The following is a 22,845-nucleotide window of genomic DNA, read 5'->3' on the forward strand; positions in this document are numbered from 1 at the left end:
TCTGTCAAGGGTTTGGAATGGTTCTAAACTGAAAAAGGGCCGGTCCCTTATATGGGTCCGGCCCTTGAGCGGGAGGGAGGTTGGGTGGTTTAGTTGACGATGAATTCTTTCTGTGCGGCGACCTGTCCGTCGACCTTGAGAACGGCGATGACGTCGCGCTTGGCGGGCAGCACTGTGTTGACGCGGACGTCTGTGTTTGCGCCTGCATTCACCATTTCAGCGCCCAGCAATGCGCCCTGCTCACCAGTGTGGAAGTCGTAGATTTCAACAACACCGTTGTTGTCTGCGGTCACCAGGCCCAGCTCCAGCACGGTGCCGGCATCCAATGTGCGGCCCTTCTGGAAATAGCTGTCAGCAGCGCCAGCAGTGGCAGTCACAGCAACAGCAGCGGCGGCGAGTACGATTGATTTGATAGACATGAGAGAGTTCCTTTTGAGAGATTTTTAAGATGTGAGAGATATTGAGAGAGGGATTGGGGGCCCGGACCGGCCCTTTGGACCAGCCCGGACAGGGGGGATTAGTTCACGACGAAGTCTTTTGCCGCTTTTTCCTGACCGTCGACACTGATCACGGCGATCACGTCACGCTTGGTCGGCAGGCCGGTGTTGACGCGGACATCTGTGTTGGCGCCAGCGCTCAGCTGCTCGGTGCCCAGCAGGGCGCCGCGCTCACCGCGGTGGTAGTCATAGATGGCGACCACGCCGTTACCTTCGGCTGTGATCAGGCCCAGATCCAGGGTGCTGCCTGCGTCCAGCGTGCGGCCCTTCTGGAAGTATGTGTCTGCAACACTTGCGCTTGCTGTGATGGAAGCGGCGGCTGCGGCGAGGATGAGTGTCTTGATTGTCATTGTCTTGGTCCTTTTTAAAGTTTGGTTTGTTGCGGTGCAGAGCGTGTCTGCTTGCGTTTCGATGAGGCTAAGATTGTCGCTGTTGGTGTGTTTTGGTAGGGCGTGGCCGATCACGAAAAAGGTGATGATTGTGAGGTGTTTTGGTGCTTGACACGCGTGATGCGGGCTCTACTCGCGCTTCATGTGCGCCTACGCACAAAACTGATAGTGCATCTGTGCGCAAGCTGCCCTTGGGTTAAGCGCGGGCGTGGGCGAAAGGCTTCATCTGTTCACAGGTTACAGGGTTACCCAAAGGCGTGAGCGGCCAATATTTCCACCCGGTGCCGGGTCTGTGAGCGATCTGAAACCATTGAGGGGCCGTTTCGGCACATTCCAACAGGGAATCAGACCCGCCGGGCAGGCCAAAACGAGTCGGATGGGTGCGGGTGGCAAAGCCAAAAGGCAGGGAATCAACAAAATCTGGGATGGTGACGAGGCCTAAGGTCCCACCAAGAACACCGCACGCCTGAAATCCGGCACCTCTGGCGTCGTTCCGATGCAGTTTCCAGGAAAGGCAGTCATAGTTGTCGTGAGACCATCTCGGCGGACGGGCAATTTGAGCCTAGAGCTAGCGCTTAGGATAGAGGCGAGTTTGACGTCGTAGGACAGCAGAACCGGAATTGGCAGCAATCCCCGTGCTTGGACTTTTCAGATCCGGCAAATTGCCGCCTCAAGGCCGATCAAGATGATGACCGTTCCGCGCCCCGGTACAGTCATCAAGTTTGTTGTCGCTGTGCTGCCTTGGGTCACCTAGAAAAAAGTCCCCTCCGCAGGCCGTCTGTCTACGCAGTTGCCGTTGGAGAAACGATCGTCACAGGCAGAACACCGCAGATCGGTCGGTACTGACGTCGGTCAGGTAATCGCCTCAAGCCGTTCCTTGGAGAGGTCACCCGGAACAATGGTGATCGGAACCGGCAAGCTGCCGGCCTGACGGCTGAGTTGTGTGACTAATGGTCCCGGTCCTTTGCTATCTGTCCCGGCCCCAAGAACAAGCACGCCGATCTCTTGGTCTTCTTTGATTTGAGACATCAACTCGACAAGCGGTTCGCCTTCGCGGATGATCAGCTCGGGGTGTACATCCTGTCTGTCACGCATCCATTTGGCGAAGACCTCAAAATGAACTTCGATACGTTCACGGGCTTCGGCACGCATGATTTCGCCCACGCCAATCCAGTGATTGAACTCGTCAGGGGGAATGATTGACAGCACAGCGACGCCGCCACCGGAATGCGCCGCACGCATCGCCGCAAAGCGCATCGCATTCAGACATTCCCGGCTGTCATCAAGCACGACAAGAAATTTGCGCATGATATGCTCCTTTATTCGGGTCGATATTGCGGCATCAGCGCTGCACTGGCAACGGCTGTTCCGTCCGCCCGACCAAGAAAGGGATCAATGCCGACAAAAGAAGCAACCGCCCGACATGTGCGGCGGCCACAAATCCCGGATTGGCGCCAATGGCACTGCCCATGACGGTCATTGTTTCCAGACCGCCCGGCGCAAACGCAACCAGCACATGCAGCAGGGGCATATCAACGATCCCTTTGGCAAGCCATGCAGCGGCCAGCGTCAGACAGCCTGCAAGTGCGGTCCCCGCCAGACCTGCCATGGCCGATTGACGCAGGTCCTGCGGTCGAATGCCGGCAAACCGGGTGCCAATCAGCCCGCCAATCGCGGCCAAGGCAGGCCACGCGATCCAATGGCTTAGGCTGCCGCCGCCCAGCGTCAATTGTGTACCAGCCCCCACGATCATGCCGGCCAAAAGCGGTGGCGCAGGGATGCGCAACTTCGCAATCAACGGCGTCAGCGCGAGCGCGCCCGCAAGGCAGAGCAGTGTGATCGGAATGCTCATATTCTGAATGCCTCGTTGTCCCCCCTCAAAACCAATCCCGGTTTCGATACCTGAAAGGCGGGCTGCAAACGGCACCAGCAACGTCAGCGCCAGAAGGCGGATAGATTGTACAACCGCAATCTTGCTGGTTGCCATGTTCATATCCTCTCCCAGCGCGATGACGTAACTGAGATGCCCTGGCGTTGCCGCCAAAAGTGCCGTGCGTTTGTCGACCCGCATCAGGATTTGCATCAGCCGCGCCCCAAGAATGACAAGCAGAACGATGGCAACAGCCAGGATCGCAAATGCAATTGGCCAGCGGGCAAGTGCTGATATGGAATCTTGGGTAACGGTTGTGCCGATAGCGAGACCCGCTGCCAGAAAGACGGTCTGTCGCAGGCCGGTCGGGAAGTTGAGGCGCAAGCCCGCAAGCGACCCAAGCGTTGTCGCAATGGCCGGTCCGGTTAATAGCGGTATGGGTAACGCCAACACGATCGCCCCGAGCGCGCCTGCAAGGATCAAGCCGGCCAAGACGCCAATTTGCCGGATCGCGTCGCGCTGCATCAGGATGTGGCGGCCCAGTCCCAATACATCTCGCGCACCCTGCGGGTGATGGGGCCGATCTGGTATTGCTGATCCTCGAAGGCGCTGACGGGTGTTACCTTTGACATATTGCCAGAGAGGAAAATCTCGTCAGCTGCCTCGAAATCCGCAAAGCTGAGCACGGTTTCATGCACCTCGATCCCATCTGCCCGCATATTGCTGAGATGTCTTGCCCGTGTGATGCCCGCCAAAAAGGTGCCATTTGCAATTGGCGTGAACACGGCCCCGTCGCGCACCATGAAGACGTTTGCCGTGGCCGTTTCGGCCACGTTGCCCATTGCATCTGCGACTAACGCGTTACCAAATCCGCGCTTGCGGACTTCGGCCAGCATGCGGGCGTTGTTGGGATAGAGGCAGCCGGCCTTCGCATTGACCACATTGTCTTCCATCACGGGGCGTCGGAAACGCGTCCGACCCAGCGTGGTCGAGGCCGTTTCGGGCGCAAATGGAATGCTTTCGAGACAGACGGCAAAGCCGGTTTCGTCCGGGCTTGGAACAATTGCTGTGGGGTCGCCGTGAATAGCCCAATACATGGGCCTGATATAGATGGCGGCGTCCTTGGGATAGGCGGCAAGACCCTCTTTGATCAGTTCGATCATATCGTCGGTTTTGACCGTAGGTGTGATCATCAATGCCTCGGCCGAATGATTGACGCGGGCACAGTGAAGGTCGAGGTCGGGTGCCAGCCCGTTGACGAAACGGGCACCGTCAAAAACAGTTGTTCCCAGCCACGATCCGTGATCAGCGGCCCGCATGATCGCGACATCGTCATTGTGCCATTTTCCGTCGAAGTAAGTGCGGATCTGCGTGCCTGTTGCCATGGTCATATTCCCTTCCAACCCAGAACCTAGGCCTCGTGGGTTGGAAGGTAAACCAGTTGGTGTTGCCGGTTGATTGCTGCCCCTTGTGTGCAGCGCCCGGAGCCGGGGAACACCGGGCGCTGACGATGTCCGGGTGCGCAAAGTCGGGGCTTGGCACCGTGACTGGCTGGGGGACAGGAAAATTCACCAGCCATCGTAGAATAGTGCCGACATGATTCAGTATTGTGACGAACCGCCCTACCGACGCGAGGATGGATCAAGATCCATCCCGCCCGTTAGCTGCGCAGAAACCCGACGATATCATAGGTCTGCTTCAGGATGGGCTCCGCAATCTGCCGTGCTCTGGCAGCCCCTTGGGCAAGAATACGGTCGATTTCGGCAGGATCATTCATCAGGCGTGACATCTCTTGCGAAATCGGGGCCAGCTTGGCGACTGCAAGATCCGCAAGTGCAGGTTTAAACCTACCCCAGCCCGCACCTTGATATGCGGCAATCACCGCTTCGGGCGTGCTGTCGTCCAGCGCCGCGTAAATATCGACCAGATTGCGAGCCTCGGGCCGGCCTGCCAGGCCATCCAGTGTATCGGGCAAAGCGGCCGGATCCGTCTTTGCCTTCTTGAACTTCTTGGCGATTGTGTCCGCATCGTCAGTCATGTTGATGCGTTCCATATCGCTCTCGCCCGACTTCGACATTTTCCGTGTCCCGTCACGCAGGTTCATCACCCGGGTGGCTGGTCCGTCAATCACAGGTTCCGTGATCGGGAAGAAAGCCGTGCCAAAATCATGGTTGAACTTTGCGGCAATGTCGCGTGTCAGTTCGACATGCTGTTTCTGATCCTCGCCCACCGGTACATGGGTCGCGTGATAGAGCAGGATATCGGCCGCCATCAGCGAGGGATAGGCATAAAGCCCAAGTGACACCTTTTCGGCATTTGTCCCGGCCTTATCCTTGAACTGGGTCATCCGGTTCATCCAGCCGACCCGTGCCACACAATTGAACACCCAACCCAGCTCCGCATGACCTGCGACCTGGCTTTGGTTGAACAGGATCGACTGTGTCGGATCCAATCCGGCCGCAAGATAGCCCGCGGCCACCTCACGCGTCGCATTGGCAAGCTCTGCCGGATCCTGCCACACCGTGATCGCGTGCAGGTCCACCACGCAGTAGATGGTTTCCATTTCCCCCTGCATGCCGACAAATCGCTTGATCGCCCCAAGATAATTGCCAAGGGTCAGCCCGCCGGACGGTTTGATGCCGGAAAAGACGCGTGGGGTAAATGTGGGTTCAGTCATGATGCGGCCCGGGGCTGGATTTCGGTTAAGGCCTCGCTTACCCATGCCGGACAGACCCGTCAACGCCCGCCGTGCCAAAATAAGGACCCGCGCATGAAACCCGAAAGCCCTGTGAACACATTGCCGCCCGTGGTGATTGCGCTGACCTTGCTGATCGTGGGGATCGAGATTGCCCTGCAGCTTGGAAACCAAGGGATGATCGGCGGACCACGCGCCGTGGGTTGGCGGCTGGAATGGGTTGAGCAATACGGGTTCTCGGCCCGGGTGTTTGAGGTGATCGTCACGCAGGGCGACTACTCGCTGCATTTGCTGCGCCGGTTTGTCACTTATCCTTTCATCAATGGTGATCTGACGCAGGTTGCATTTTGCGCAGCATTGACCCTTGCCCTGGGCAAGTTCACGGCGGAATATTACGGTCAGATCAAGGTGCTGGTCATCTATCTGGTGGCAGCTATCGCCGGGGCGGTGGCGTTTGGACTGTTGGTGCGCGACCCATATCCATTATTTGGTGGCTTCCCGCCGGTCTATGGCCTGATCGGGGCCTATACCTATGCGCTGTGGCTTCGCCTGGGCACGGCGGGCCAGAACCAGTTGCTTGCCTTTCGGCTGATTGGTGTTCTTTTGTTGATCCAGCTGATTTTTGGGTTGCTATTCGGATCATCACCGATCTGGATCGCTGAGCTTGCCGGTTTTTTTGGTGGCTTTGCTGTCTCGCTCATACTTGCGCCCGGCGGCTGGACTGCCTTTCTTGACCGGATGCGCCAGCGGTCTTAACGGCGCAGGGCGCGCTTGAACTCGCCCAGCCGGAACGCGCCCAACACATGGCCCAATCCGAAATAGCTGCCGATCCCGATCAACACCAACAGCGCGAGCGCGCCATAGCGCAGCGTCGCCACCCCAAAGAACGGTTTCATGATCGTGGCAAGGATCATAAGGATCAGCCCCATCAGGATGGCCGCAACGACGATCCGCCAAAGCCGTCGTTTGAACCGGGCGTCAAAACTGGCCGCACCATCCATGTTGCGCGCGCCCCACAGCAAAAGGCCAACCGTGGCCCAGCCCGTCAATGTGGTTCCGACTGCCGCTGCGGTAAACCCGATCAGGGGCGATAACCCGATGGCCAGCCCCGCATTCAGGGCCATGGCAATCAGCGCATAGTAGAACGGGCGTTTGGTGTCTTCGCGGGCAAAGAACAGGGGTTGCAGGGTTTTTTGCATCACAAAGGCAGGCAGGCCAAGCCCGTAGATGGCAACGGCGATAGCTGTCGCTGCCGTATCGTCGGTTGTGAATGCGCCGCGTTCGTAAAGCACGCTGACCAGCGGTAAAGGGATGACCATCAACGCGACAGAGGCTGGAATGGTCAATGCCAGGCTTAATTCGCAGGCGCGGTTAAACGCGTCCTGTCCACCTGCCGCATCCCCGGCGCGCAGCCGCCGCGACAGGTCAGGCAGCAAAACAACGCCAATGGCGATCCCGACCACACCTAGCGGCAGTTGATAGAGCCGATCCGCATAGTTCAGCCAGGCCACAGCCCCCTCGAAAAAGCTGGCGACCTGCCTGCCGACCAGCAGGTTGATCTGCACAACCCCGCCAGCCAGCGCAGCAGGGGCTGCAATCAGAGCCAGCCGTTTCAGGTCAGGTGTCATTTTCGGCCACCCCGGCAGTAGGGCAAAGCCAGCGCGCTTGGCGGCCACCCACACCAGCAGCATCTGAGCGATACCGGCAATTGGCACTGCATATGCCAGGGCGCTGCCGGTCTGTCGCGCATCAAACCCGCCAAAAACTGCCGCGATCAGCAATGCCGCCACAAAGATGATGTTCAGCAATACGGGCGCTGCAGCGGCCGCTGCAAAACGACCCGTTGCGTTCAGAACACCCGACAAAAGGGCCGAAAGCGAGATAAACAGGATATAGGGAAAGGCGATCCGCCCATAATATACCGCAAGATCAAAGCGTTCCGTCCCGATATACCCGCTGGCCATCATCGCGACCAATGCGGGCATCGCAATCACCCCCAGCACTGTGAACACAGTCAGAATACCGGCCAGCCCGATAAAGGCATCCTGCGCAAAACGTTGCGCGTCCTCGTCGGCCTCGAGTTTCTTGGAAAACATCGGCACAAAGGCCATGTTGAACGCACCTTCGGCAAAGAACCGGCGAAAGAGATTTGGCAATGAGAATGCCACCAGAAACGCCTCGGCCACCGGTCCGGTTCCAAGATAGGCCGCGATCATGATGTCGCGCACAAAGCCCATGATCCGGCTGAGAAATGTCCAGATGCCGACCGTTAAAAAAGCAGCCATGAGGCGGATGGGTTTCATGGGCCAGTATCAGTATCAGTTGCAGGGCAGCGCAGGGGCGACCTGCTGAAACCGAGGTGACATGTCCGCAAACAATGCACGCAAATACGCGATCCGGCGCGGCACCCGCGTCTCAAGCTGGGTGACCACCCGGGACGAGAGCCTGCCGGGTGTTTCGACCAGCGCATAGGCAAAAAGGGCGGTTTCGGCCAAATCCTCTTTCCCCAGATTATTCGCTGCATAGGCGGTGATGGCGTCCCTATCGGCGGCTTGCGCTGCACGCCAGGCGGCACTGCCGGCATGTGGAATATCCAGCGTGGCATGGACCGTCTCATGAAACACGGTCTCTTCCAGATCATCATTGGCGAGCCGGGTATCAATATTCTCGGCAAACAGCACAAAAAACTGCCCCACATCTTCGGCAAAGGCGCTGCCATCACCCGCCAGCACCACAACATGATCAAGCTTGCGGCGCATCGCGGTTGGCAAATGCCCCATGGCCCGGCCCACTTTCTGCGCATAGGCCGGTGCAGCCGCGCCAATATCGTCATGCACCCAGATTTCGGTATTGACCCCGTCAGCAAAGCGGGCCTCGTGAATGCGGGCTTTGGCAAACAGATCGTCTATGCGCGGGTCCGGCATCTCGCGCGTTGCGCGGCCCAGTGAAACAACGCAGTTCAAGCCGTTGGGATCATCTGCAGTGATAAAGGCGATATCATTTGAGGCGACCGAATTGCGGTAGGGCGGCGTGGCCCAGGCGGCGGTCGCACACAGGGCAAGGCCTAAGACGATTGCTGCTATTCTCATTTGCGTGCCTGCTCACTGCCTTGCGCGATCGCCTCGCGCAGTTTGCGTTCTAACGTGGCGCGTTTGCTGTCGGAGTGGAATTTCAGCCCCACCATATCCTTGACATAGAACGTATCCACAACCTGTTCACCATAGGTCGCGATCACAGCCGAGGCGATATAGACGTGATTATTGGCAAAGACGCGGGTCAGATCGAACAAAAGTCCAGGCCGGTCACGTGTGTCGACCTCGATCATGGTGTAGATATCGGATCCTTCATTGTCGAAGGTGATATTGGTCGGAACCCGGAATGCGCGTTCGCGCTTTTTCATCTTGTCTTTGTCTTTAAGCGCTTCGCGCGGCACCACCTCGCCTTTGAGGGTCTTGAGGATCAGTTGCTGCAATCTGGGCAGTCGCGCGGCCTCGTAGGGGTTGCCGTCATTGTCCTGCACCCAGAACACGGCTGTGGCGTAGCCGTCCTTGGTTGTGTAGGTGCGCGCATCAACGATATTCGCACCGGCCAGCGCCAGTGCACCGGTCATCCGGCTGAACAGGCCGGGGTGGTCAACCATGGCAAAGCAGGCGCGCGTGGCGTCGCGGTCTTCATCAGGCATCAGGTCAACACGGATTTCATCATCCGCGATGCCATCCAGCAGTTTGGCAAAGATCACCTTGGCGGTCAGGGGCATACCTTGCAGATAGGGCCCGTAATGTCGCCCCAACTCGGCCTTGAGCGCCTTGGCGGGCCAGTCTGACAAGGCCGCCCGCAATGCGCGCTTGGCTTCGACTTCCCGGGTTTCGCGGTTGATGTCCTCCATACCGGTCTGCAGGGCTGTCTTGGTCGCCTTATATAGGTTGCGGATCAGAACTGCTTTCCAGTTATTCCATGTCCCCGGGCCAACCCCCCGGATATCGCAGACGGTCAGCACGGTCAGCAGATCAAGCCGCTCAACCGTTTTTACGGCTTTGGCAAAGCCACGCACCGTGCGTGGTTCGGCGATATCGCGTTTTTGCGCGATATCGGACATCAGCAGATGATAGCGGATCAGCCATTCAACTGTCTCGCAATCCTTTTTGGACAGGCCAAGACGGGGTGCCACCTTGCGGGCGATTTTGGCGCCCAGGATCGAATGGTCCTCATCCCGCCCCTTGCCGATGTCATGCAGCAGCAAGGCAACAAAAAGAACCTTTCGGTTGACCCCACGTTCCAGAATGCCCGAGGCGACAGGCAATTCTTCGATCAGCTCATTGCGTTCGATCTGGGCCAGATGGCTGATGCATTGGATCGTATGTTCGTCGACCGTGTAATGGTGATACATGTTGAACTGCATCATCGCCACAATGGGCGCAAATTCAGGGATGAACGCGTCAAGGATCCCAAGTTCGTTCATCCGGCGCAATCCGCGTTCGGGATTGCCGTGTTTTAGCAAGACGTCAAGGAATATGCGGTTTGCCAGCTTGTCCGCGCGCATCTGATCATCAATCAGCTCAAGATTAGCCGAGAGCAGGCGCATGGCGTCAGGATGCAACAGCGTGCCTGTGCGCAAGGCCTCTTCAAAAATCCGCAACATGTTGAGCTTGTCGGCGAAAAACGCGCTTTCATCGGCGACGGTTAATCGGTTTTGCTTGATCGCATATGGCGGCTTGGCCCGCTTGCGGCGGGTCAATAGCCGCGCCAGCATCGGTTCGGACTTGGTGTGATCGGCCTCAAGTGCGGTCAGCACGATGCGCGTCAGTTCACCCACCTTGGTGGCCTGCCGAAAATAGGCCTGCATGAAATGTTCCACTGCGCGCCTGCCGCCGTGATCCGAATACCCCATGGACGAGGCCACCTCGACCTGCAGATCAAAGGTCAGCTGGTCCGTTGCCCGGCCGGCGATCAGGTGCAGGTGGCAACGCACGGCCCACAAAAAATCCTCGGCGGTGACGAATGTATCGAACTCTTCGGGGGTAAAGACGCCAAGGCCCACCAGATCGGCGGCGTCTTTCACCCCGTGGACGTATTTGCTGATCCAGAACAGGGACTGAAGATCGCGCAAGCCGCCTTTGCCTTCCTTGACATTGGGTTCGACAACATAGCGCTGCCCGCCTTGCTTGCGATGACGGGTGGCGCGTTCCTCCAGCTTGGCCTCGATGAATTCGCTGGCCGTGTCCTTGAATAATTCGTCCCACAATTTCTGACCCAACCGTTTGGCAAGCCCCGCATCACCGGCAAGATAGCGGTATTCCACAAGTGAGGTGCGGATCGTGTAATCTTCTTTCGCCAGTCGCAGGCAGTCTTTGGCGGTGCGGGTCGCATGACCGACCTTCAGCTTGAGGTCCCAGAGGATGTAGAGCGTGGATTCAATAACGCTTTCGGCCCATGGGGTGATTTTGTAGGGGGTCAGAAACAGCAGATCCACGTCCGAGTGGGGGGCCATTTCGCCACGGCCATAGCCACCAACGGCTACCAGCGCCAGTTTCTCGCCGCTTGTCGGGTTCGGTAGCGGGTGCAGCCGCTGCCTGGCAACATCCAGCGCCAGCCGCACAACCTGATCTGTCAGCCAGCAATAGCTGCGGGTTGTCAGCCGGGCCGCAAACGGCTGTGCCGCAAGGGCCGTGGCAATGGCCTTGCGCCCAGATGTCCGGACCTCGGCCAATATTCCCACGACCGCCTTGCGAATAGCCTTTTCAGACGTCTCGTTCGCGATTGCGGCGTCGATATCGGCGGCAACCGTGGCGTGGTCAAAAATAGAGACCGCCGGACAGATCAGATCCTCCGGCGGCGCATTCACAGGTGCCTGCGCAGGTTCAGAACCCGGCGCGGCCAAAACTTCTTGGGGCTTGTTCAACGACAACTACCTGATTGTTTCGAATGGTGGCAACGGCCAAGGCACGTTCGTTCAGACCATTTGGCAGCAGCCGGAATGCCCCCGATGTTCCCCGAAACCCTTGTGATGTGGTGAGTGCGGATTTGGTCAGCGCATTTCGGTCGCCGCTGGCCACAAGCGCGCCGATCGCGGCAATCCCGTCATAGGCCAGACCGGCCAGCGGATGCGGTGGCTCGCCATAGGTGGCGGCATAGCGGCTTGAAAACAGCGTTGCGGTCGATTGATCGGGCAACGCGAACAAGCCGCCTTGCAGGCCCGGAAGGGCAGCGGCCTGCGGAACCGCATCCCAACGGGTCAAGCCGATCAGCTTGGTGCTGTTGATATCAACGCCCGCCTCAGGCAGCGAGGTTGCAAGAATGGGCAGATCAGCGTTGACCGCAGCGGTCGTGAAAATTCCATTTGCCCCGGCGTTATTCGCGCTTGCCGCAATGCGACCGGCGGACCCTGTGATCCCCTGTTGTGACAACGGATAGCTTTCGACGGCGACAACTTGTGATCCGTTGTTGGTCACCGCGTTGCGAATGGCGCGCTGCCCCAGATTGCCGGCCACATCATCGGCATGCAGCACCATGAACCGGTTGATCCCCTGACGGCTGGCGTATTGGACGAGGCGCTTGGCGGTATTGTCGAATGTGGCACCTAGGACGAAGACATTGCCGCCCGCAATCGTTGGGTTGTTCGAGAATGCGAGGACATTCACATTCTGATCGGCCACTGCGACACCGGCTGCATTGGCAGCTTCTGCAAAGAGCGGCCCAAGAATGATCTGCGCCCCGTTACCAACGGCCTGACGCGCAACACTGGCGGCGGTCGTCGGGTTTGCCCCGGTGTTGTAGACGCGCAGCCGGATATCCGGGCCGTTCAGGTCTGCGATTGCAAGCCGTGCGGCGTTTTCAAGATTTTGCGCAAGAAATGCGTCGCTGCCGCTGCCTGATCCGCCCGGGACCAGAAGTGCGACCTGCACAGGCGCGTCGGTATCAATGGTTTGACCGGTATTGGCCGTTGTAGACAACGCGGTTGGATCACACGCCGCCAACCACACCATCGACATGAATGCCATAAGGCGGGCCGCCGGGTTGCGAACCATGCTGAAACGAGCAAACATCAAAGATACCCCTCCTGGATATTGCGGTCTTTCCGTCATGGGCACATTCTGTCCCCTTGCCGCGATTTGATGCGTATCATAAAGCAGGGGGCAGGGGGGTCCAGCGATGAATCATAAACCGGCCAAACTCGCGGCTGGGTTGTATTTTGTGGCGACCCCGATTGGTGCCGCACGGGATATTACCCTGCGTGGCCTCGATGTTCTGGCCAGCGCCGACATTATCGCAGCCGAAGATACCAGGACCGCCCGAAAACTGATGGAAATTCATGGTGTTGGGCTGGACGGGCGTAAGGTCGTGGCGTTTCATGACCACAGCGGAGACGGCCCGGTCAACGGGCTGGTCCAACAGATGTTGCAAGGCAGATCGGTCGCCTATGTGTCCGAGGCCGGAACGCCACTTGTGGCTGATCCGGGCTATGAATTGGGCCGCGCGGCGATCGCGGCTGCTGTGCAGGTCTACACCGCACCCGGTGCCTCTGCCGTTCTGGCGGCTCTGACAGTCTCTGGCCTGCCGACAGATCGTTTTGCGTTTATCGGCTTTCTGCCCGCAGCCAAAAAGCAGCGCGAGACCGAGATTGCCGGGTTGCGCGACATACCGATGACATTGGTGTTTTACGAAAGCCCCAAGCGTCTTCACCAATTGTTAGCCGATTTGCGGTCAGTCTTGGGGGACGCGCGGCAGGCGGTTGTCTGTCGTGAACTGACCAAGAAATTCGAAGAGGTGACACGGGGCACCCTGCAAGAGGTTTGCGATGCTTTTGCAGCGCGCACGGTCAAAGGCGAAATTGTTGTGCTTGTCGGACGCGCAGGCGCCCGCGACGTGGCGGATACCGACGTCGAGACAGCCTTGAAGGAGGCGATGAAAACCATGCGGGTGAAAGATGCGGCAACCGCTGTTGCCGGTGCGCTGGGCCTGCCGCGCCGACAGGTTTATCAGATGGCACTGAAATTAGGGGATACCCCATGACCGGATCGGTGGGCTATCACGCAGGGCTGCGGGCAGAGGATATTGTCGTTCGTCATTACCGCGCCGCTGGGGCAAGCGTTGCGGCGACGCGCTGGCGTGGGGCGGCTGGTGAAATTGATCTTGTCATGCAGGCAAATGACGTGACGATTTTCGTCGAGGTGAAGAAAAGCCGCAGCTTCGCCCAGGCGGCGCATCGCTTGGGCCCACGGCAGATCGCACGCATTTGCGCCGCTGGGGCAGAGTTTCTTGCCGGGCAACCGCTGGGCCAATTGACTGAAACGCGCTTTGATCTGGCGCTTGTGGATGGCCAAGGTGCCGTCAAAGTGATCGAAAACGCCTTCATGGCGGCCTGATCCCCCCATTGCGTCCGGCCCGGCCCTGCGCCATGTATCCCCCACAAATGACGCTGATGAGGTAGGCCATGGCATTGAAAGTTGCGTTCCAGATGGACCCGATTGGTCCGATTGATATTGCAGCCGACAGCACGTTTCGGATCGCCGAGGAAGCCCAGGCGCGGGGCCATGAGCTGTTTTATTACACGCCTGACAAGCTGGCCTATGATCAGGGTAAGGTCACGGCCCGGGGCTGGCCGCTGACGGTGCAGCGGATCAAGGGCGATCACTTCCGGCTGGGCGAGGAAACGGTCGCAAATCTTGCGGATTTCGATGTAGTTTGGCTACGTCAGGACCCGCCATTTGACATGGGCTATATCACGACCACGCATATTCTGGACATGGTGCATCCGGACACACTGGTGGTGAATGACCCGTTCTGGGTGCGCAACTATCCCGAAAAGCTGCTGGTGCTGGATTTCCCCGATCTGACGCCGCCAACTATGATTGCGCGCGACCTGGACACCTTGAAAGAGTTTCGCGCGAAACATGGTGATGTGATCCTCAAGCCGCTTTACGGCAACGGCGGTGCGGGTGTCTTCAAGCTGCGGCAGGAAGACAGCAACCTGGCCTCGCTGCACGAGCTTTTTGCAGGTATCAATCGCGAACCATTGATCATGCAGAAGTTTCTGCCCGATGTCAGTAAGGGCGACAAACGCGTCATCCTTGTCGATGGCGAACCGGTCGGCGCCATCAATCGCATTCCGGCAGCGGGTGAAACCCGGTCGAACATGCATGTGGGTGGGCGCCCTGAGAAGGTTGCGCTGACCGCCCGCGACAAAGAGATTTGCGCCCGGATCGGCCCGCTACTGCGCGAAAAGGGTCAGGTGTTTGTCGGGATTGACGTGATCGGCGACTGGCTGACGGAAATCAACGTGACGTCGCCCACCGGCATTCAAGAGTTGGAGCGGTTCGACGGCACCAATGTTGCCGAAAAAATCTGGCAGGCAATCGAGGCACGGCGCGCCGTCTGACGATGGATGCGCGTGCCGGCGCTCAAACGTCCTTGGCGGTTGCAAGGCGAAAGCTGACCGCTTCTGCCACATGCGGTTTGCGCACGTCACCCGACCCGTCCAGATCAGCGATGGTACGCGCGACCCGCAGAACGCGATGATAGCCCCGTGCCGATAGGCCGAACCGCTCTGCCACCTTCAGCAGCAATGCGCGCCCATCGGCGTCGGGCGTTGCGATTTCATCCAGCAAGTGACCCTCGGCATCCGCGTTGACGTGGAAATTGGGGTGGTCCTTGAAACGGGCGCTTTGCCGCGATCTGGCTGTCGCGACGCGTGCCGCAACATCCGCAGAGCTTTCGGCCGCATCCGGCAGATCAAGATCGGTGAAAGCGACGGGCGGGACTTCTACACGCAGATCGAACCTGTCCATCAATGGGCCGGAAATGCGGCCCAGATAATCCTCACCACAAATCGGGGCCCGGGCGCAGGCACGGGCAGGGTCTGCCAGATAGCCGCATTTGCAGGGGTTTGCCGCCGCAACCAGCATGAATTTGCACGGATAGCGCACATGCGCATTGGCCCGGGCGACGATGACCTCGCCGGTTTCGATGGGTTGCCGCAAGGTTTCCAGAACCGTCCGCGCAAATTCAGGGAACTCGTCCATGAAAAGAACGCCGTTATGCGCAAGACTGATTTCGCCAGGTTTCGCGTTACGCCCGCCGCCGACGATTGCGGCCATTGATGCGGTGTGGTGCGGTTCGCGAAAGGGCCGTTCGCGATTGATCCCCCCTTCGTCCAGCAGCCCGGAAAGCGAATGGATCATGGATGTCTCAAGCGCTTCGGCGGCGGTCAATTGCGGCAAGATACCGGGCAGGCGGGCCGCAAGCATGGATTTGCCAGAGCCGGGTGAGCCAATCAGCATCAGATGGTGACGGCCAGCCGCGGCAATTTCCAATGCCCGTTTGGCCCGTTCCTGTCCCTTGACCTCGGACAGATCGCGCATGCGCGTTTTGCGGTGAACCTCGCCGGGCTGCGACGCCGGCAAGATGGATTGGCCGGTAAAGTGCCGAACTGCATCGGCAAGGCTTGCGGGCGCAATCACCTTGGCGGCACCAACCCAGGCGGCTTCTGCCCCACATGCATCGGGGCACAAAAGCGTGCGATCCTCGCCCGCTGCGGCCATGGCGGCAGGCAGGGCGCCGACGACGGGGACCAGCGTGCCATCAAGTGACAATTCGCCAAGTGCCACGGTTCTGGCCGCGTCTTCCTGGGGGATGATGTCCAGTGCCGCCAGCAAGGCCAGCGCGATGGGCAAGTCGAAATGTGATCCTTCCTTGGGCATGTCGGCGGGCGACATGTTTATTGTGATCCGCTTGGATGGCAGCGCAATTGCCATGGCTGTCAGCGCGGCGCGCACGCGTTCTTTCGCCTCTGACACCGCCTTGTCCGGCAGGCCGACGACCGAAAAAGCCGGAATGCCGGGCGATACCGCGCATTGGACTTCAACCAACCGCGCCTCGATACCCTCGAATGCGACTGTGTATGCGAGTGCGACCATCCCGTTATCCCCGTTCTTGGTTAACGGCTAACGGGGGGTGGTTTAAGATTGGTTAACCCGCGTCCGATGGCCATGGCCGTTTGGACAGGTCCATAGGATAGGGCCACGGTGTGTGCCGTTCTTCCATCGCGTCCCGTCGCCATTTCAGAAATGCAGGATCAGACAGATGCGCCGATACATAGTCTTTTGCCTGGCTGCCGACCGGCAGATCATAGGCCGTAATCCGCATTGCGACGGGCGCATAAAAGACGTCCGCCAGACTGTATTCGCCAAACAGCCACGGACCATCCTGCCCATGCCGTTCGCGGGCCAATGCCCACAAGGTCTCGATCCGTTCCAGATCATCCAGCACCCCGCCGGATGGTGCAAACCCTTCCCATATATGGGCCAGAAACATCGGGCATTCGCCGCGTAGATTTCCAAAACCACCATGCATTTCGGCGGTGATCGACCGGGCCAGGGCGCGCGCTGCCGGATCGCTTGGGTATAGTGCGACCTCGGGGTGCCGTTCGACCAGTGTTTCGGCAATGGCCAGGCTGTCGGTCAGAACATATCCTTCCGGGGTTTGCGCCGCGGGTACGGTTTTGGCCGGTTTCAAATGCGCAAGTTCGTCGCGATATGTGCCGGCATAAAGCCCCACAAGATGCGCATCATAAGGCAGGTTGAATTTCTCGAACATAAGCCAGCCGCGCAATGACCAGCTGCTGAATGTCCGGTCGCCGATATAGAGTTGATAAGTCATGGTCTTTCTTTAGTCGGCCATTCAAACCGGCGCCAACGACAAAAAATGAAATCAGATATCAAGGGACGTGATTGATCCGGCCAACACGCCATTGCCCGTCGATAAAGGCGATATCGGAAACAGAGAGATTATCAATTTTGTGTCCAAATGCCTCATAAGCCGTCATGCCCGCCGCGCGTTGGATTTGCGATAGAATCGTGCCGAAATGGGCGACGACGATCAGATCGTCAAAGCCGCGTGTCAGATAGCCGTCAATGGCGTTGCCAACCCGGTCGCAAAGGGTGTTCCAGCTTTCGCCATTTGGCGGGGCAATGTCACCGGGGGTCTCCCAAAAGGCCCGGATATGCTGTGGGTTTTCTTTTTCCACATCCGCAAAATGGCGCATATCCCAGTCGCCGAAATTCATCTCACGCAATGCCGGATCGTGATCCAGACGGCTTTGCGCCCCAAGGTCATCTGCGGTTGCAACCGCCCGCGATAGATCCGACGAAACCACAGGTGCGGCGGGCAAATAGGCGCGCAAGCGTCGCACCGCGTCCTGGTCAGACAGATCTGCGGGGATGTCAGCCCAACCAACCATCGTTTTGGCGTGGGTCGGCCCGTGCCGCACCATCCAGAGCCGGGTCAAGGCAGCGTTCCTTTCAGCGCCAGTGGCAGCCCCGCCATCACAGCCACCACCACGTCCATTTGTGCGGCCATGGCCTGGTTCAGTTGCCCCTGTTCATTGCGAAACCGGCGGGACAGCGCGTTGTCAGGGACAATGCCCTGACCGACCTCGTTCGAGACGACGACGACGGGGCAGGCGCAACGGGCGATGGCCGCCAGCAATTGTTTGCTCTCGTCCGCTATATCCCGATCATCCAGGATCAGATTTGTCAGCCACAAGGTTGCACAATCAAGCAGGACAACCTGTTCGCCACTTGCACCGTCCAGCGCGGCGCAGACATCAAACGGTGCCTCGATGGTTGTCCAGGCTGCTGATCGGCGGTCCTGATGGCGGGCGACTTTGTCGACCATTTCCGCATCAAACGCCTGCGCGGTGGCGATGTAGACCGGTTGGTCCGTCATCCGCAAAACAAGGTCTTCTGCGATCGCGGACTTGCCCGAGGATGCGCCGCCGAGGACCAGTGTTGAATGCGGCAGGGCCATGAATGAAACTTTATTTGATCCAGTGCGTTTGCCCCTGCGTATCAAGCACAATCAAAAAAGTTAATGCATCGTCCGATATTAGGGAGAAATAAACATGGGTGTGACCGGTTTTTCTGACCAAACTCTGTCGCGGACAGCGATGCAAGCGGAACTGCTTGACGCCGAGACAGAGCTGGCGCTGGCCTATGCATGGCGCGACGACCGAGACGAAAAGGCGCTGCATCGCCTCATCACGGCCTATATGCGTCTGGCGATTTCGATGGCATCAAAGTTCAAACGCTATGGTGCGCCCATGAACGACCTTATCCAGGAAGCATCTGTTGGCCTGATGAAGGCGGCGGACAAATTCGACCCCGATCGCGGCGTGCGTTTTTCGACCTATGCCGTGTGGTGGATCAAGGCATCCATTCAAGATTACGTCATGCGGAATTGGTCGATGGTCCGGACCGGTTCGACCTCATCCCAGAAATCCCTGTTTTTTAATATGCGCCGCGTGCAAGCCAGGCTAGAGCGCGAGGCCGCCGCCGAAGGTCGCACGCTTGACCGTCATGACATGCGCGAACTGATCGCGATAGAGGTCGGTGTTCCGCTGCATGATGTGGAAATGATGGAAGGGCGCCTCTCGGGCTCTGATTTTTCGCTGAATGCGACCCAATCCGTTGATGATGAAGGGCGCGAATGGATTGACGCGCTTGAAGATGACGGCCCGCAGGCCGAAGAAATGGTTGCCAACAACCATGACAATGCCACCTTGCGGCAATGGCTTGTGACCGCGCTGTCGGATCTGAATGACCGTGAACAGTTTATCGTCCGTGAACGGAAACTGCGCGATGACCCGCGGACATTGGAAAGCCTCGGGACAGAGCTTGGCCTGTCCAAAGAGCGGGTCCGCCAGCTAGAGGCAGCCGCATTCGGAAAGATGCGCAAGAGCCTCGAGACCCAAAACAGTGAGGTCCGTGCGTTTTTTGCATGAGACCATGTGATTGTGTTTCCGGTGTCATCTGACCTAGTGTCTGCCTGAGACGACACCGGGGACCATCAATGCTGGCAGACAAGCGTATCTTATTGATTGTTGGTGGCGGCATTGCCGCGTTCAAATCGCTCGATCTGGTGCGCAGGTTGCGCGAGCGAGGGGCGAATGTGACGCCCGTGCTGACCAAGGCGGGCGCTGAATTTGTCACCCCCCTCAGCCTCTCCGCCCTTTGCGCCGCAAAGGTCTATCAGGATTTGTTCGACCTCACCGATGAGGCCGAGATGGGCCATATCGAATTGTCCCGCGCCGCTGATCTGGTTGTTGTCGCCCCGGCGACTGCTGACCTGATGGCCAAGATGGCGTCTGGTCTGGCCAATGATCTTGCCACCACCCTCCTTCTGGCAACGGATAAGCGGGTGCTGATCGCGCCATCCATGAATGTGCGCATGTGGGATCACCCCGCCACGCAGCGCAATCTTGCGACTTTGGGTGGTGATGGTGTTCTCGTTGTAGGGCCCAATGAAGGCGATATGGCTTGTGGCGAATATGGACCGGGGCGAATGGCCGAGGTTCCAGAGATTATTGAGGCGATTGGCGCTGCGTTCTCGGACGGCCCGCTGAAAGGCAAGCATATCATTGTCACATCCGGCCCGACGCACGAACCGATTGATCCAGTCCGCTATATTGCAAACCGGTCATCGGGTGCGCAGGGAACGGCAATCGCACGGTCACTGGCGGGCTTGGGCGCGGACGTGACCTTTGTAACCGGCCCGGCGGAGGTGGCACCACCTGCCGGTGTCAAGGTAGTCAAGGTCCAGACTGCGGATCAGATGCTGGCGGCGGTTCAGGCCGCGGGCGCCGCTGATGCAGCTGTCTTTGCGGCTGCCGTGGCCGATTGGCGCGTCGCCAATGCCGCCGATCAGAAGATCAAAAAGACAGGCGACGCCTTGCCGACCCTCACCTTTGCCGAAAACCCGGATATTCTGGCGACCGTATCGCAAATGAAGACAGGACGGCCCGTTTTGGTGGTTGGCTTTGCCGCCGAGACTGATGATGTCATCGCGCATGCAACTGCAAAACGGCAGCGCAAGGGCTGTGACTGGATCGTCGCCAATGACGTGTCACCGGAAACAGGTATCATGGGCGGGTCTGAAAATGCCGTGACGATTATCACGGATACCGGCGCAGACAGCTGGCCGCGCATGTCGAAAGATGCAGTTGCGCAGGCACTTGCCCGCCGCATCGCCGAGGCGATCACATGAAACCTGCCATTCGGCTGCAATGGCTGGCCGATGCCGATACCAGCCTCGGTCTTCCCGCATACGAAACGGATGGCGCTGCAGGCGCCGATTTGCGGGCCAATCTGCCCGACAAGGCCCCGGTGACGCTGATGCCCGGTGATCGGTCACTGATCCCCACCGGTCTGCGCATGGCCATCCCGGCAGGGTATGAGGTGCAGGTCAGGCCCAGATCTGGCCTCGCACTGAAACACGGGCTGGCCCTGGTCAACGCGCCGGGGACAATCGACAGCGACTATCGCGGGCCGGTCGGGGTCATACTGATCAATCTGGGGGCCGATCCGTTCACCATTGCCCATGGTATGCGTATCGCACAAATGGTCGTGGCGCCGGTGCAGCAGGCCGTCTTTGTCGAGGCCGCGACATTGGATGAAACCGCGCGCGGCGCAGGCGGCTTTGGGTCCACCGGTTTATGATTATGGTTGGCGCTATGGCGGCCGCCCTATGGGGAATTGGGGTCGCGATGAAGGCGCCTTATCAGGCGCGCTGGACGATGCTGGCCATTTTGCTGATTGGCGTGACGATGGTTCACATTATTCTGCCCACCGGGCACGCATTGCGGATGGCGACCGGCGGCGACGCACGCCTGTGGGGGATGATCGTCGCTTTTGGCTTTCTGGTCTGGGGGTATCGGCGTTTTCTGGCCGGATTGCGGGCCCGGGTCGCTGCAAATGAAGCGCCTGTTGCGCGATCTGAAACCTTCTCGGCGACAGAGTTGGATCGTTATGCGCGCCACATCATCCTGCGCGAGGTTGGGGGTGTCGGGCAAAAGGCGTTGAAGGATGCGCGGGTTCTTGTTGTCGGGGCGGGCGGCCTTGGTGCACCCGCATTGCAATATCTTGCTGCTGCCGGTGTTGGTACGATCGGTGTGATTGATGATGATCTGGTCGAGAATGCAAACTTGCAGCGGCAGGTGATCCATCGCGACGATAGTATTGGCATGCCCAAGGTGCATTCCGCTGCCGATGCGATGAAAGCCCAAAACCCCTTTGTAACCGTCCGGCCCTATCACCGGCGGCTGACCGCGGATATCGCGGCTGATCTCTTTGCCGAATATGACCTGATCCTGGACGGCACCGATAATTTCGAGACCCGATATCTTGTCAATCAGACAGCATTTGCAAGTGAGACACCTTTGATCGCCGCCGCTCTGACCCAATGGGAGGGGCAGATCAGCACCTACGCGCCGGCGCATGGCACCCCATGTTACGCCTGTGTCTTTCCCGACGCCCCCGATCCAAGCCTTGTGCCCAGCTGCGCCGAAGCAGGTGTGATCGGGCCGCTGCCCGGTGTAATCGGGTCGATGATGGCATTGGAGGCCATCAAGTGGATCACGGGCGCGGGCGAAGGCCTGGCAGGTCGGTTGCTGATTTATGACGCACTTTATGCGCAGACCCGCATGATTTCCGTCAAAGCGCGTGCTGATTGCGCTGTCTGTGCGGGCAGGGGCTTGAACAGCGCAAGTTGAGCTTCATACTGCATTTTCGATTGTACAACTGGGGAGAGACAGATGAAACTTCTGACAACATTGGCCGCATGCCTGATGGGAACGCTGGCTGCGGCGGACGGGCATCTGCCTGATCTGGATGGCCGCGAAATCGTCGTGGTGACGGAAAATGCCTATCCACCGCTTCAGTTCATTGACGGAAACGGCGATGCGGTTGGCTGGGAATATGACGCGATGGCCGAAATTGCCGCGCGGCTGAACGCCACAATCGTCTATGAGAATATCAGCTGGGATGCGATGATCCCGGCCGTCTCGGAAGGCCAGTTTGATCTGGGGATGACCGGCATTACCATCCGCGACGACCGCAAGGAAGTGGTTGATTTTTCGGATAAATACATGACGTCCGAGATGGTGATGATGGTGCGTGGCGATGAAGATCGGTTCACGGATGCCGCAAGCTTTGCTGCTGATGACGACCTGTTGATGGCCGCCCAACCCGGAACCACGCCGTTTTATGTGGGCGTCTACGACGTGCTGGACGGGGATGAGGCCAATCCCCGGATCGTGAAGATGGAAACCTTTGGCGCGACCGTGCAGGCCTTGCGCACTGGCGATGTTGATCTGGTGTTGACTGATGGGACGGCTGGCAATGGCTATGTTGATGCCTCTGACGGTGGGCTCAAGATTATCGGCGAAAAGCTGGGGACCGAGGATTTTGGTTTCATCTTTCCCAAAGGCTCTGATCTGGTGGCGCCGATCAACGCTGCCATCGCCGATATGGACGCAGATGGCACGATAGATGCGCTGAACACCAAGTGGTTTCTTGAATACAAGCTGGGTGAATAAGCGTTGATGTGGAGGTCCCGGGCCAG

At 58.8% G+C, this 22,845-nt stretch carries 23 protein-coding genes; 9 read left to right on the forward strand and 14 right to left on the reverse strand.

Features of this window, described 5'->3' with window-relative positions:
• Positions 1-89: 89 nt before the first annotated feature.
• From AABB31_RS19175 to trpS, 6 genes are all read right to left on the reverse strand, one after another.
• Positions 90-419, reverse strand: coding sequence for a hypothetical protein (locus AABB31_RS19175; protein WP_342076628.1), 330 nt, complete (start codon positions 417-419; stop codon positions 90-92).
• A gap of 98 nt (positions 420-517) precedes the next feature.
• A complete protein-coding gene (locus AABB31_RS19180) occupies positions 518-847 on the reverse strand; it encodes a hypothetical protein (RefSeq protein ID WP_342076627.1) in 330 nt (109 codons plus the stop codon).
• A gap of 891 nt (positions 848-1,738) precedes the next feature.
• Positions 1,739-2,194, reverse strand: a complete 456-nt coding sequence (locus AABB31_RS19185) for a universal stress protein (protein WP_342076626.1) — start codon at positions 2,192-2,194, stop codon at positions 1,739-1,741.
• 34 nt (positions 2,195-2,228) lie between these two features.
• Positions 2,229-3,305, reverse strand: coding sequence for an AbrB family transcriptional regulator (locus tag AABB31_RS19190; protein WP_373635163.1), 1,077 nt, complete (start codon positions 3,303-3,305; stop codon positions 2,229-2,231).
• Positions 3,281-4,141 carry a branched-chain amino acid aminotransferase gene (locus AABB31_RS19195; protein ID WP_342076624.1) on the reverse strand — a complete coding sequence of 287 codons (861 nt, stop codon included), beginning with the start codon at positions 4,139-4,141 and terminating at the stop codon, positions 3,281-3,283. The genes AABB31_RS19190 and AABB31_RS19195 overlap by 25 nt, the downstream gene beginning before the upstream one ends.
• 275 nt (positions 4,142-4,416) lie before the next feature.
• Positions 4,417-5,433, reverse strand: coding sequence for a tryptophan--tRNA ligase (gene trpS / locus AABB31_RS19200; RefSeq protein ID WP_342076623.1), 1,017 nt, complete (start codon positions 5,431-5,433; stop codon positions 4,417-4,419).
• 93 nt (positions 5,434-5,526) lie between these two features.
• On the opposite strand from trpS, the gene AABB31_RS19205 reads away from it, so the two are divergent.
• A complete protein-coding gene (locus tag AABB31_RS19205) occupies positions 5,527-6,207 on the forward strand; it encodes a rhomboid family intramembrane serine protease (protein ID WP_342076622.1) in 681 nt (226 codons plus the stop codon).
• Here the strand turns inward: AABB31_RS19205 and murJ are convergent.
• From murJ to AABB31_RS19225, 4 genes are read right to left on the reverse strand one after another with little or no spacing between them, the layout of a single operon-like run.
• On the reverse strand, positions 6,204-7,754 hold the full coding sequence (gene murJ, locus AABB31_RS19210; RefSeq protein ID WP_342076621.1) for a murein biosynthesis integral membrane protein MurJ: 1,551 nt from the start codon (positions 7,752-7,754) through the stop codon (positions 6,204-6,206). The genes AABB31_RS19205 and murJ overlap by 4 nt on opposite strands.
• Positions 7,755-7,769: 15 nt before the next feature.
• Positions 7,770-8,540 carry a hypothetical protein gene (locus tag AABB31_RS19215; protein WP_342076620.1) on the reverse strand — a complete coding sequence of 257 codons (771 nt, stop codon included), beginning with the start codon at positions 8,538-8,540 and terminating at the stop codon, positions 7,770-7,772.
• Positions 8,537-11,329, reverse strand: a complete 2,793-nt coding sequence (locus AABB31_RS19220) for a [protein-PII] uridylyltransferase (RefSeq protein WP_373635819.1) — start codon at positions 11,327-11,329, stop codon at positions 8,537-8,539. The genes AABB31_RS19215 and AABB31_RS19220 overlap by 4 nt, the downstream gene beginning before the upstream one ends.
• Positions 11,310-12,494 (reverse strand): penicillin-binding protein activator, encoded by a 1,185-nt coding sequence (locus AABB31_RS19225; RefSeq protein WP_342076619.1) that lies wholly within the window; start codon positions 12,492-12,494, stop codon positions 11,310-11,312. The genes AABB31_RS19220 and AABB31_RS19225 overlap by 20 nt, the downstream gene beginning before the upstream one ends.
• Positions 12,495-12,600: 106 nt before the next feature.
• On the opposite strand from AABB31_RS19225, the gene rsmI reads away from it, so the two are divergent.
• The 3 genes from rsmI (at position 12,601) to gshB (ending at position 14,827) form a co-directional block, all read left to right on the forward strand.
• The gene (gene rsmI, locus AABB31_RS19230) at positions 12,601-13,461 is read left to right on the forward strand and encodes a 16S rRNA (cytidine(1402)-2'-O)-methyltransferase (RefSeq protein WP_342076618.1); all 861 of its coding nucleotides are present in this window, start codon (positions 12,601-12,603) and stop codon (positions 13,459-13,461) included.
• Complete coding sequence (locus AABB31_RS19235) at positions 13,458-13,814, forward strand: YraN family protein (RefSeq protein WP_342076617.1); 357 nt, start codon at positions 13,458-13,460, stop codon at positions 13,812-13,814. The genes rsmI and AABB31_RS19235 overlap by 4 nt, the downstream gene beginning before the upstream one ends.
• Positions 13,815-13,882: 68 nt before the next feature.
• On the forward strand, positions 13,883-14,827 hold the full coding sequence (gshB, locus tag AABB31_RS19240; protein WP_342076616.1) for a glutathione synthase: 945 nt from the start codon (positions 13,883-13,885) through the stop codon (positions 14,825-14,827).
• A 22-nt stretch (positions 14,828-14,849) separates the two neighbouring features.
• Here the strand turns inward: gshB and AABB31_RS19245 are convergent, their stop codons facing one another.
• Genes AABB31_RS19245 through cobU form a run of 4 tightly spaced genes read right to left on the reverse strand, consistent with a single transcriptional unit; the run spans position 14,850 to position 18,255 of the window.
• On the reverse strand, positions 14,850-16,364 hold the full coding sequence (locus AABB31_RS19245) for a YifB family Mg chelatase-like AAA ATPase (protein ID WP_342076615.1): 1,515 nt from the start codon (positions 16,362-16,364) through the stop codon (positions 14,850-14,852).
• Between the two features lie 52 nt (positions 16,365-16,416).
• Positions 16,417-17,106, reverse strand: a complete 690-nt coding sequence (locus AABB31_RS19250) for a glutathione S-transferase (RefSeq protein ID WP_342076614.1) — start codon at positions 17,104-17,106, stop codon at positions 16,417-16,419.
• Between the two features lie 58 nt (positions 17,107-17,164).
• The gene (locus AABB31_RS19255; RefSeq protein ID WP_373635164.1) at positions 17,165-17,734 is read right to left on the reverse strand and encodes a histidine phosphatase family protein; all 570 of its coding nucleotides are present in this window, start codon (positions 17,732-17,734) and stop codon (positions 17,165-17,167) included.
• Complete coding sequence (gene cobU / locus AABB31_RS19260) at positions 17,731-18,255, reverse strand: bifunctional adenosylcobinamide kinase/adenosylcobinamide-phosphate guanylyltransferase (RefSeq protein WP_342076613.1); 525 nt, start codon at positions 18,253-18,255, stop codon at positions 17,731-17,733. Before cobU ends, AABB31_RS19255 begins: the two co-directional genes overlap by 4 nt.
• Positions 18,256-18,349: 94 nt before the next feature.
• Here cobU and AABB31_RS19265 point away from each other — a divergent pair, with 94 nt between their 5' ends.
• The 5 genes from AABB31_RS19265 to AABB31_RS19285 all read left to right on the forward strand — a co-directional run bounded on the left by AABB31_RS19265 (position 18,350) and on the right by AABB31_RS19285 (position 22,819).
• Complete coding sequence (locus AABB31_RS19265; RefSeq protein ID WP_342076612.1) at positions 18,350-19,228, forward strand: RNA polymerase factor sigma-32; 879 nt, start codon at positions 18,350-18,352, stop codon at positions 19,226-19,228.
• A gap of 68 nt (positions 19,229-19,296) precedes the next feature.
• Entirely contained in the window at positions 19,297-20,490 is a 1,194-nt protein-coding gene (gene coaBC / locus AABB31_RS19270; protein ID WP_373635165.1) for a bifunctional phosphopantothenoylcysteine decarboxylase/phosphopantothenate--cysteine ligase CoaBC, read from the forward strand.
• Positions 20,487-20,942, forward strand: coding sequence for a dUTP diphosphatase (gene dut, locus AABB31_RS19275; protein WP_342076611.1), 456 nt, complete (start codon positions 20,487-20,489; stop codon positions 20,940-20,942). Before coaBC ends, dut begins: the two co-directional genes overlap by 4 nt.
• On the forward strand, positions 20,939-21,994 hold the full coding sequence (locus AABB31_RS19280) for a molybdopterin-synthase adenylyltransferase MoeB (RefSeq protein ID WP_342076610.1): 1,056 nt from the start codon (positions 20,939-20,941) through the stop codon (positions 21,992-21,994). The genes dut and AABB31_RS19280 overlap by 4 nt, the downstream gene beginning before the upstream one ends.
• Before the next feature lie 42 nt (positions 21,995-22,036).
• Entirely contained in the window at positions 22,037-22,819 is a 783-nt protein-coding gene (locus AABB31_RS19285; RefSeq protein ID WP_342076609.1) for a transporter substrate-binding domain-containing protein, read from the forward strand.
• Positions 22,820-22,845 lie beyond the last annotated feature (26 nt).

Origin of the sequence: Yoonia sp. SS1-5, assembly GCF_038443705.2 — a bacterium.
Taxonomy (GTDB): Bacteria; Pseudomonadota; Alphaproteobacteria; order Rhodobacterales; family Rhodobacteraceae; genus Yoonia; species Yoonia rhodophyticola.

Bases quoted from the DNA above. Each gene is read 5' to 3' on its own strand.
- AABB31_RS19175 (WP_342076628.1), bottom strand. From the start codon at position 419: ATGTCTATCAAATCAATCGTACTCGCCGCCGCTGCTGTTGCTGTGACT.
- AABB31_RS19180 (WP_342076627.1), bottom strand. From the start codon at position 847: ATGACAATCAAGACACTCATCCTCGCCGCAGCCGCCGCTTCCATCACA.
- AABB31_RS19185 (WP_342076626.1), bottom strand. From the start codon at position 2,194: ATGCGCAAATTTCTTGTCGTGCTTGATGACAGCCGGGAATGTCTGAAT.
- AABB31_RS19195 (WP_342076624.1), bottom strand. From the start codon at position 4,141: ATGGCAACAGGCACGCAGATCCGCACTTACTTCGACGGAAAATGGCAC.
- trpS (WP_342076623.1), bottom strand. From the start codon at position 5,433: ATGACTGAACCCACATTTACCCCACGCGTCTTTTCCGGCATCAAACCG.
- AABB31_RS19205 (WP_342076622.1), top strand. From the start codon at position 5,527: ATGAAACCCGAAAGCCCTGTGAACACATTGCCGCCCGTGGTGATTGCG.
- murJ (WP_342076621.1), bottom strand. From the start codon at position 7,754: ATGAAACCCATCCGCCTCATGGCTGCTTTTTTAACGGTCGGCATCTGG.
- AABB31_RS19215 (WP_342076620.1), bottom strand. From the start codon at position 8,540: ATGAGAATAGCAGCAATCGTCTTAGGCCTTGCCCTGTGTGCGACCGCC.
- AABB31_RS19225 (WP_342076619.1), bottom strand. From the start codon at position 12,494: ATGTTTGCTCGTTTCAGCATGGTTCGCAACCCGGCGGCCCGCCTTATG.
- rsmI (WP_342076618.1), top strand. From the start codon at position 12,601: ATGAATCATAAACCGGCCAAACTCGCGGCTGGGTTGTATTTTGTGGCG.
- AABB31_RS19235 (WP_342076617.1), top strand. From the start codon at position 13,458: ATGACCGGATCGGTGGGCTATCACGCAGGGCTGCGGGCAGAGGATATT.
- gshB (WP_342076616.1), top strand. From the start codon at position 13,883: ATGGCATTGAAAGTTGCGTTCCAGATGGACCCGATTGGTCCGATTGAT.
- AABB31_RS19245 (WP_342076615.1), bottom strand. From the start codon at position 16,364: ATGGTCGCACTCGCATACACAGTCGCATTCGAGGGTATCGAGGCGCGG.
- AABB31_RS19250 (WP_342076614.1), bottom strand. From the start codon at position 17,106: ATGACTTATCAACTCTATATCGGCGACCGGACATTCAGCAGCTGGTCA.
- cobU (WP_342076613.1), bottom strand. From the start codon at position 18,255: ATGGCCCTGCCGCATTCAACACTGGTCCTCGGCGGCGCATCCTCGGGC.
- AABB31_RS19265 (WP_342076612.1), top strand. From the start codon at position 18,350: ATGGGTGTGACCGGTTTTTCTGACCAAACTCTGTCGCGGACAGCGATG.
- coaBC (WP_373635165.1), top strand. From the start codon at position 19,297: ATGCTGGCAGACAAGCGTATCTTATTGATTGTTGGTGGCGGCATTGCC.
- dut (WP_342076611.1), top strand. From the start codon at position 20,487: ATGAAACCTGCCATTCGGCTGCAATGGCTGGCCGATGCCGATACCAGC.
- AABB31_RS19280 (WP_342076610.1), top strand. From the start codon at position 20,939: ATGATTATGGTTGGCGCTATGGCGGCCGCCCTATGGGGAATTGGGGTC.
- AABB31_RS19285 (WP_342076609.1), top strand. From the start codon at position 22,037: ATGAAACTTCTGACAACATTGGCCGCATGCCTGATGGGAACGCTGGCT.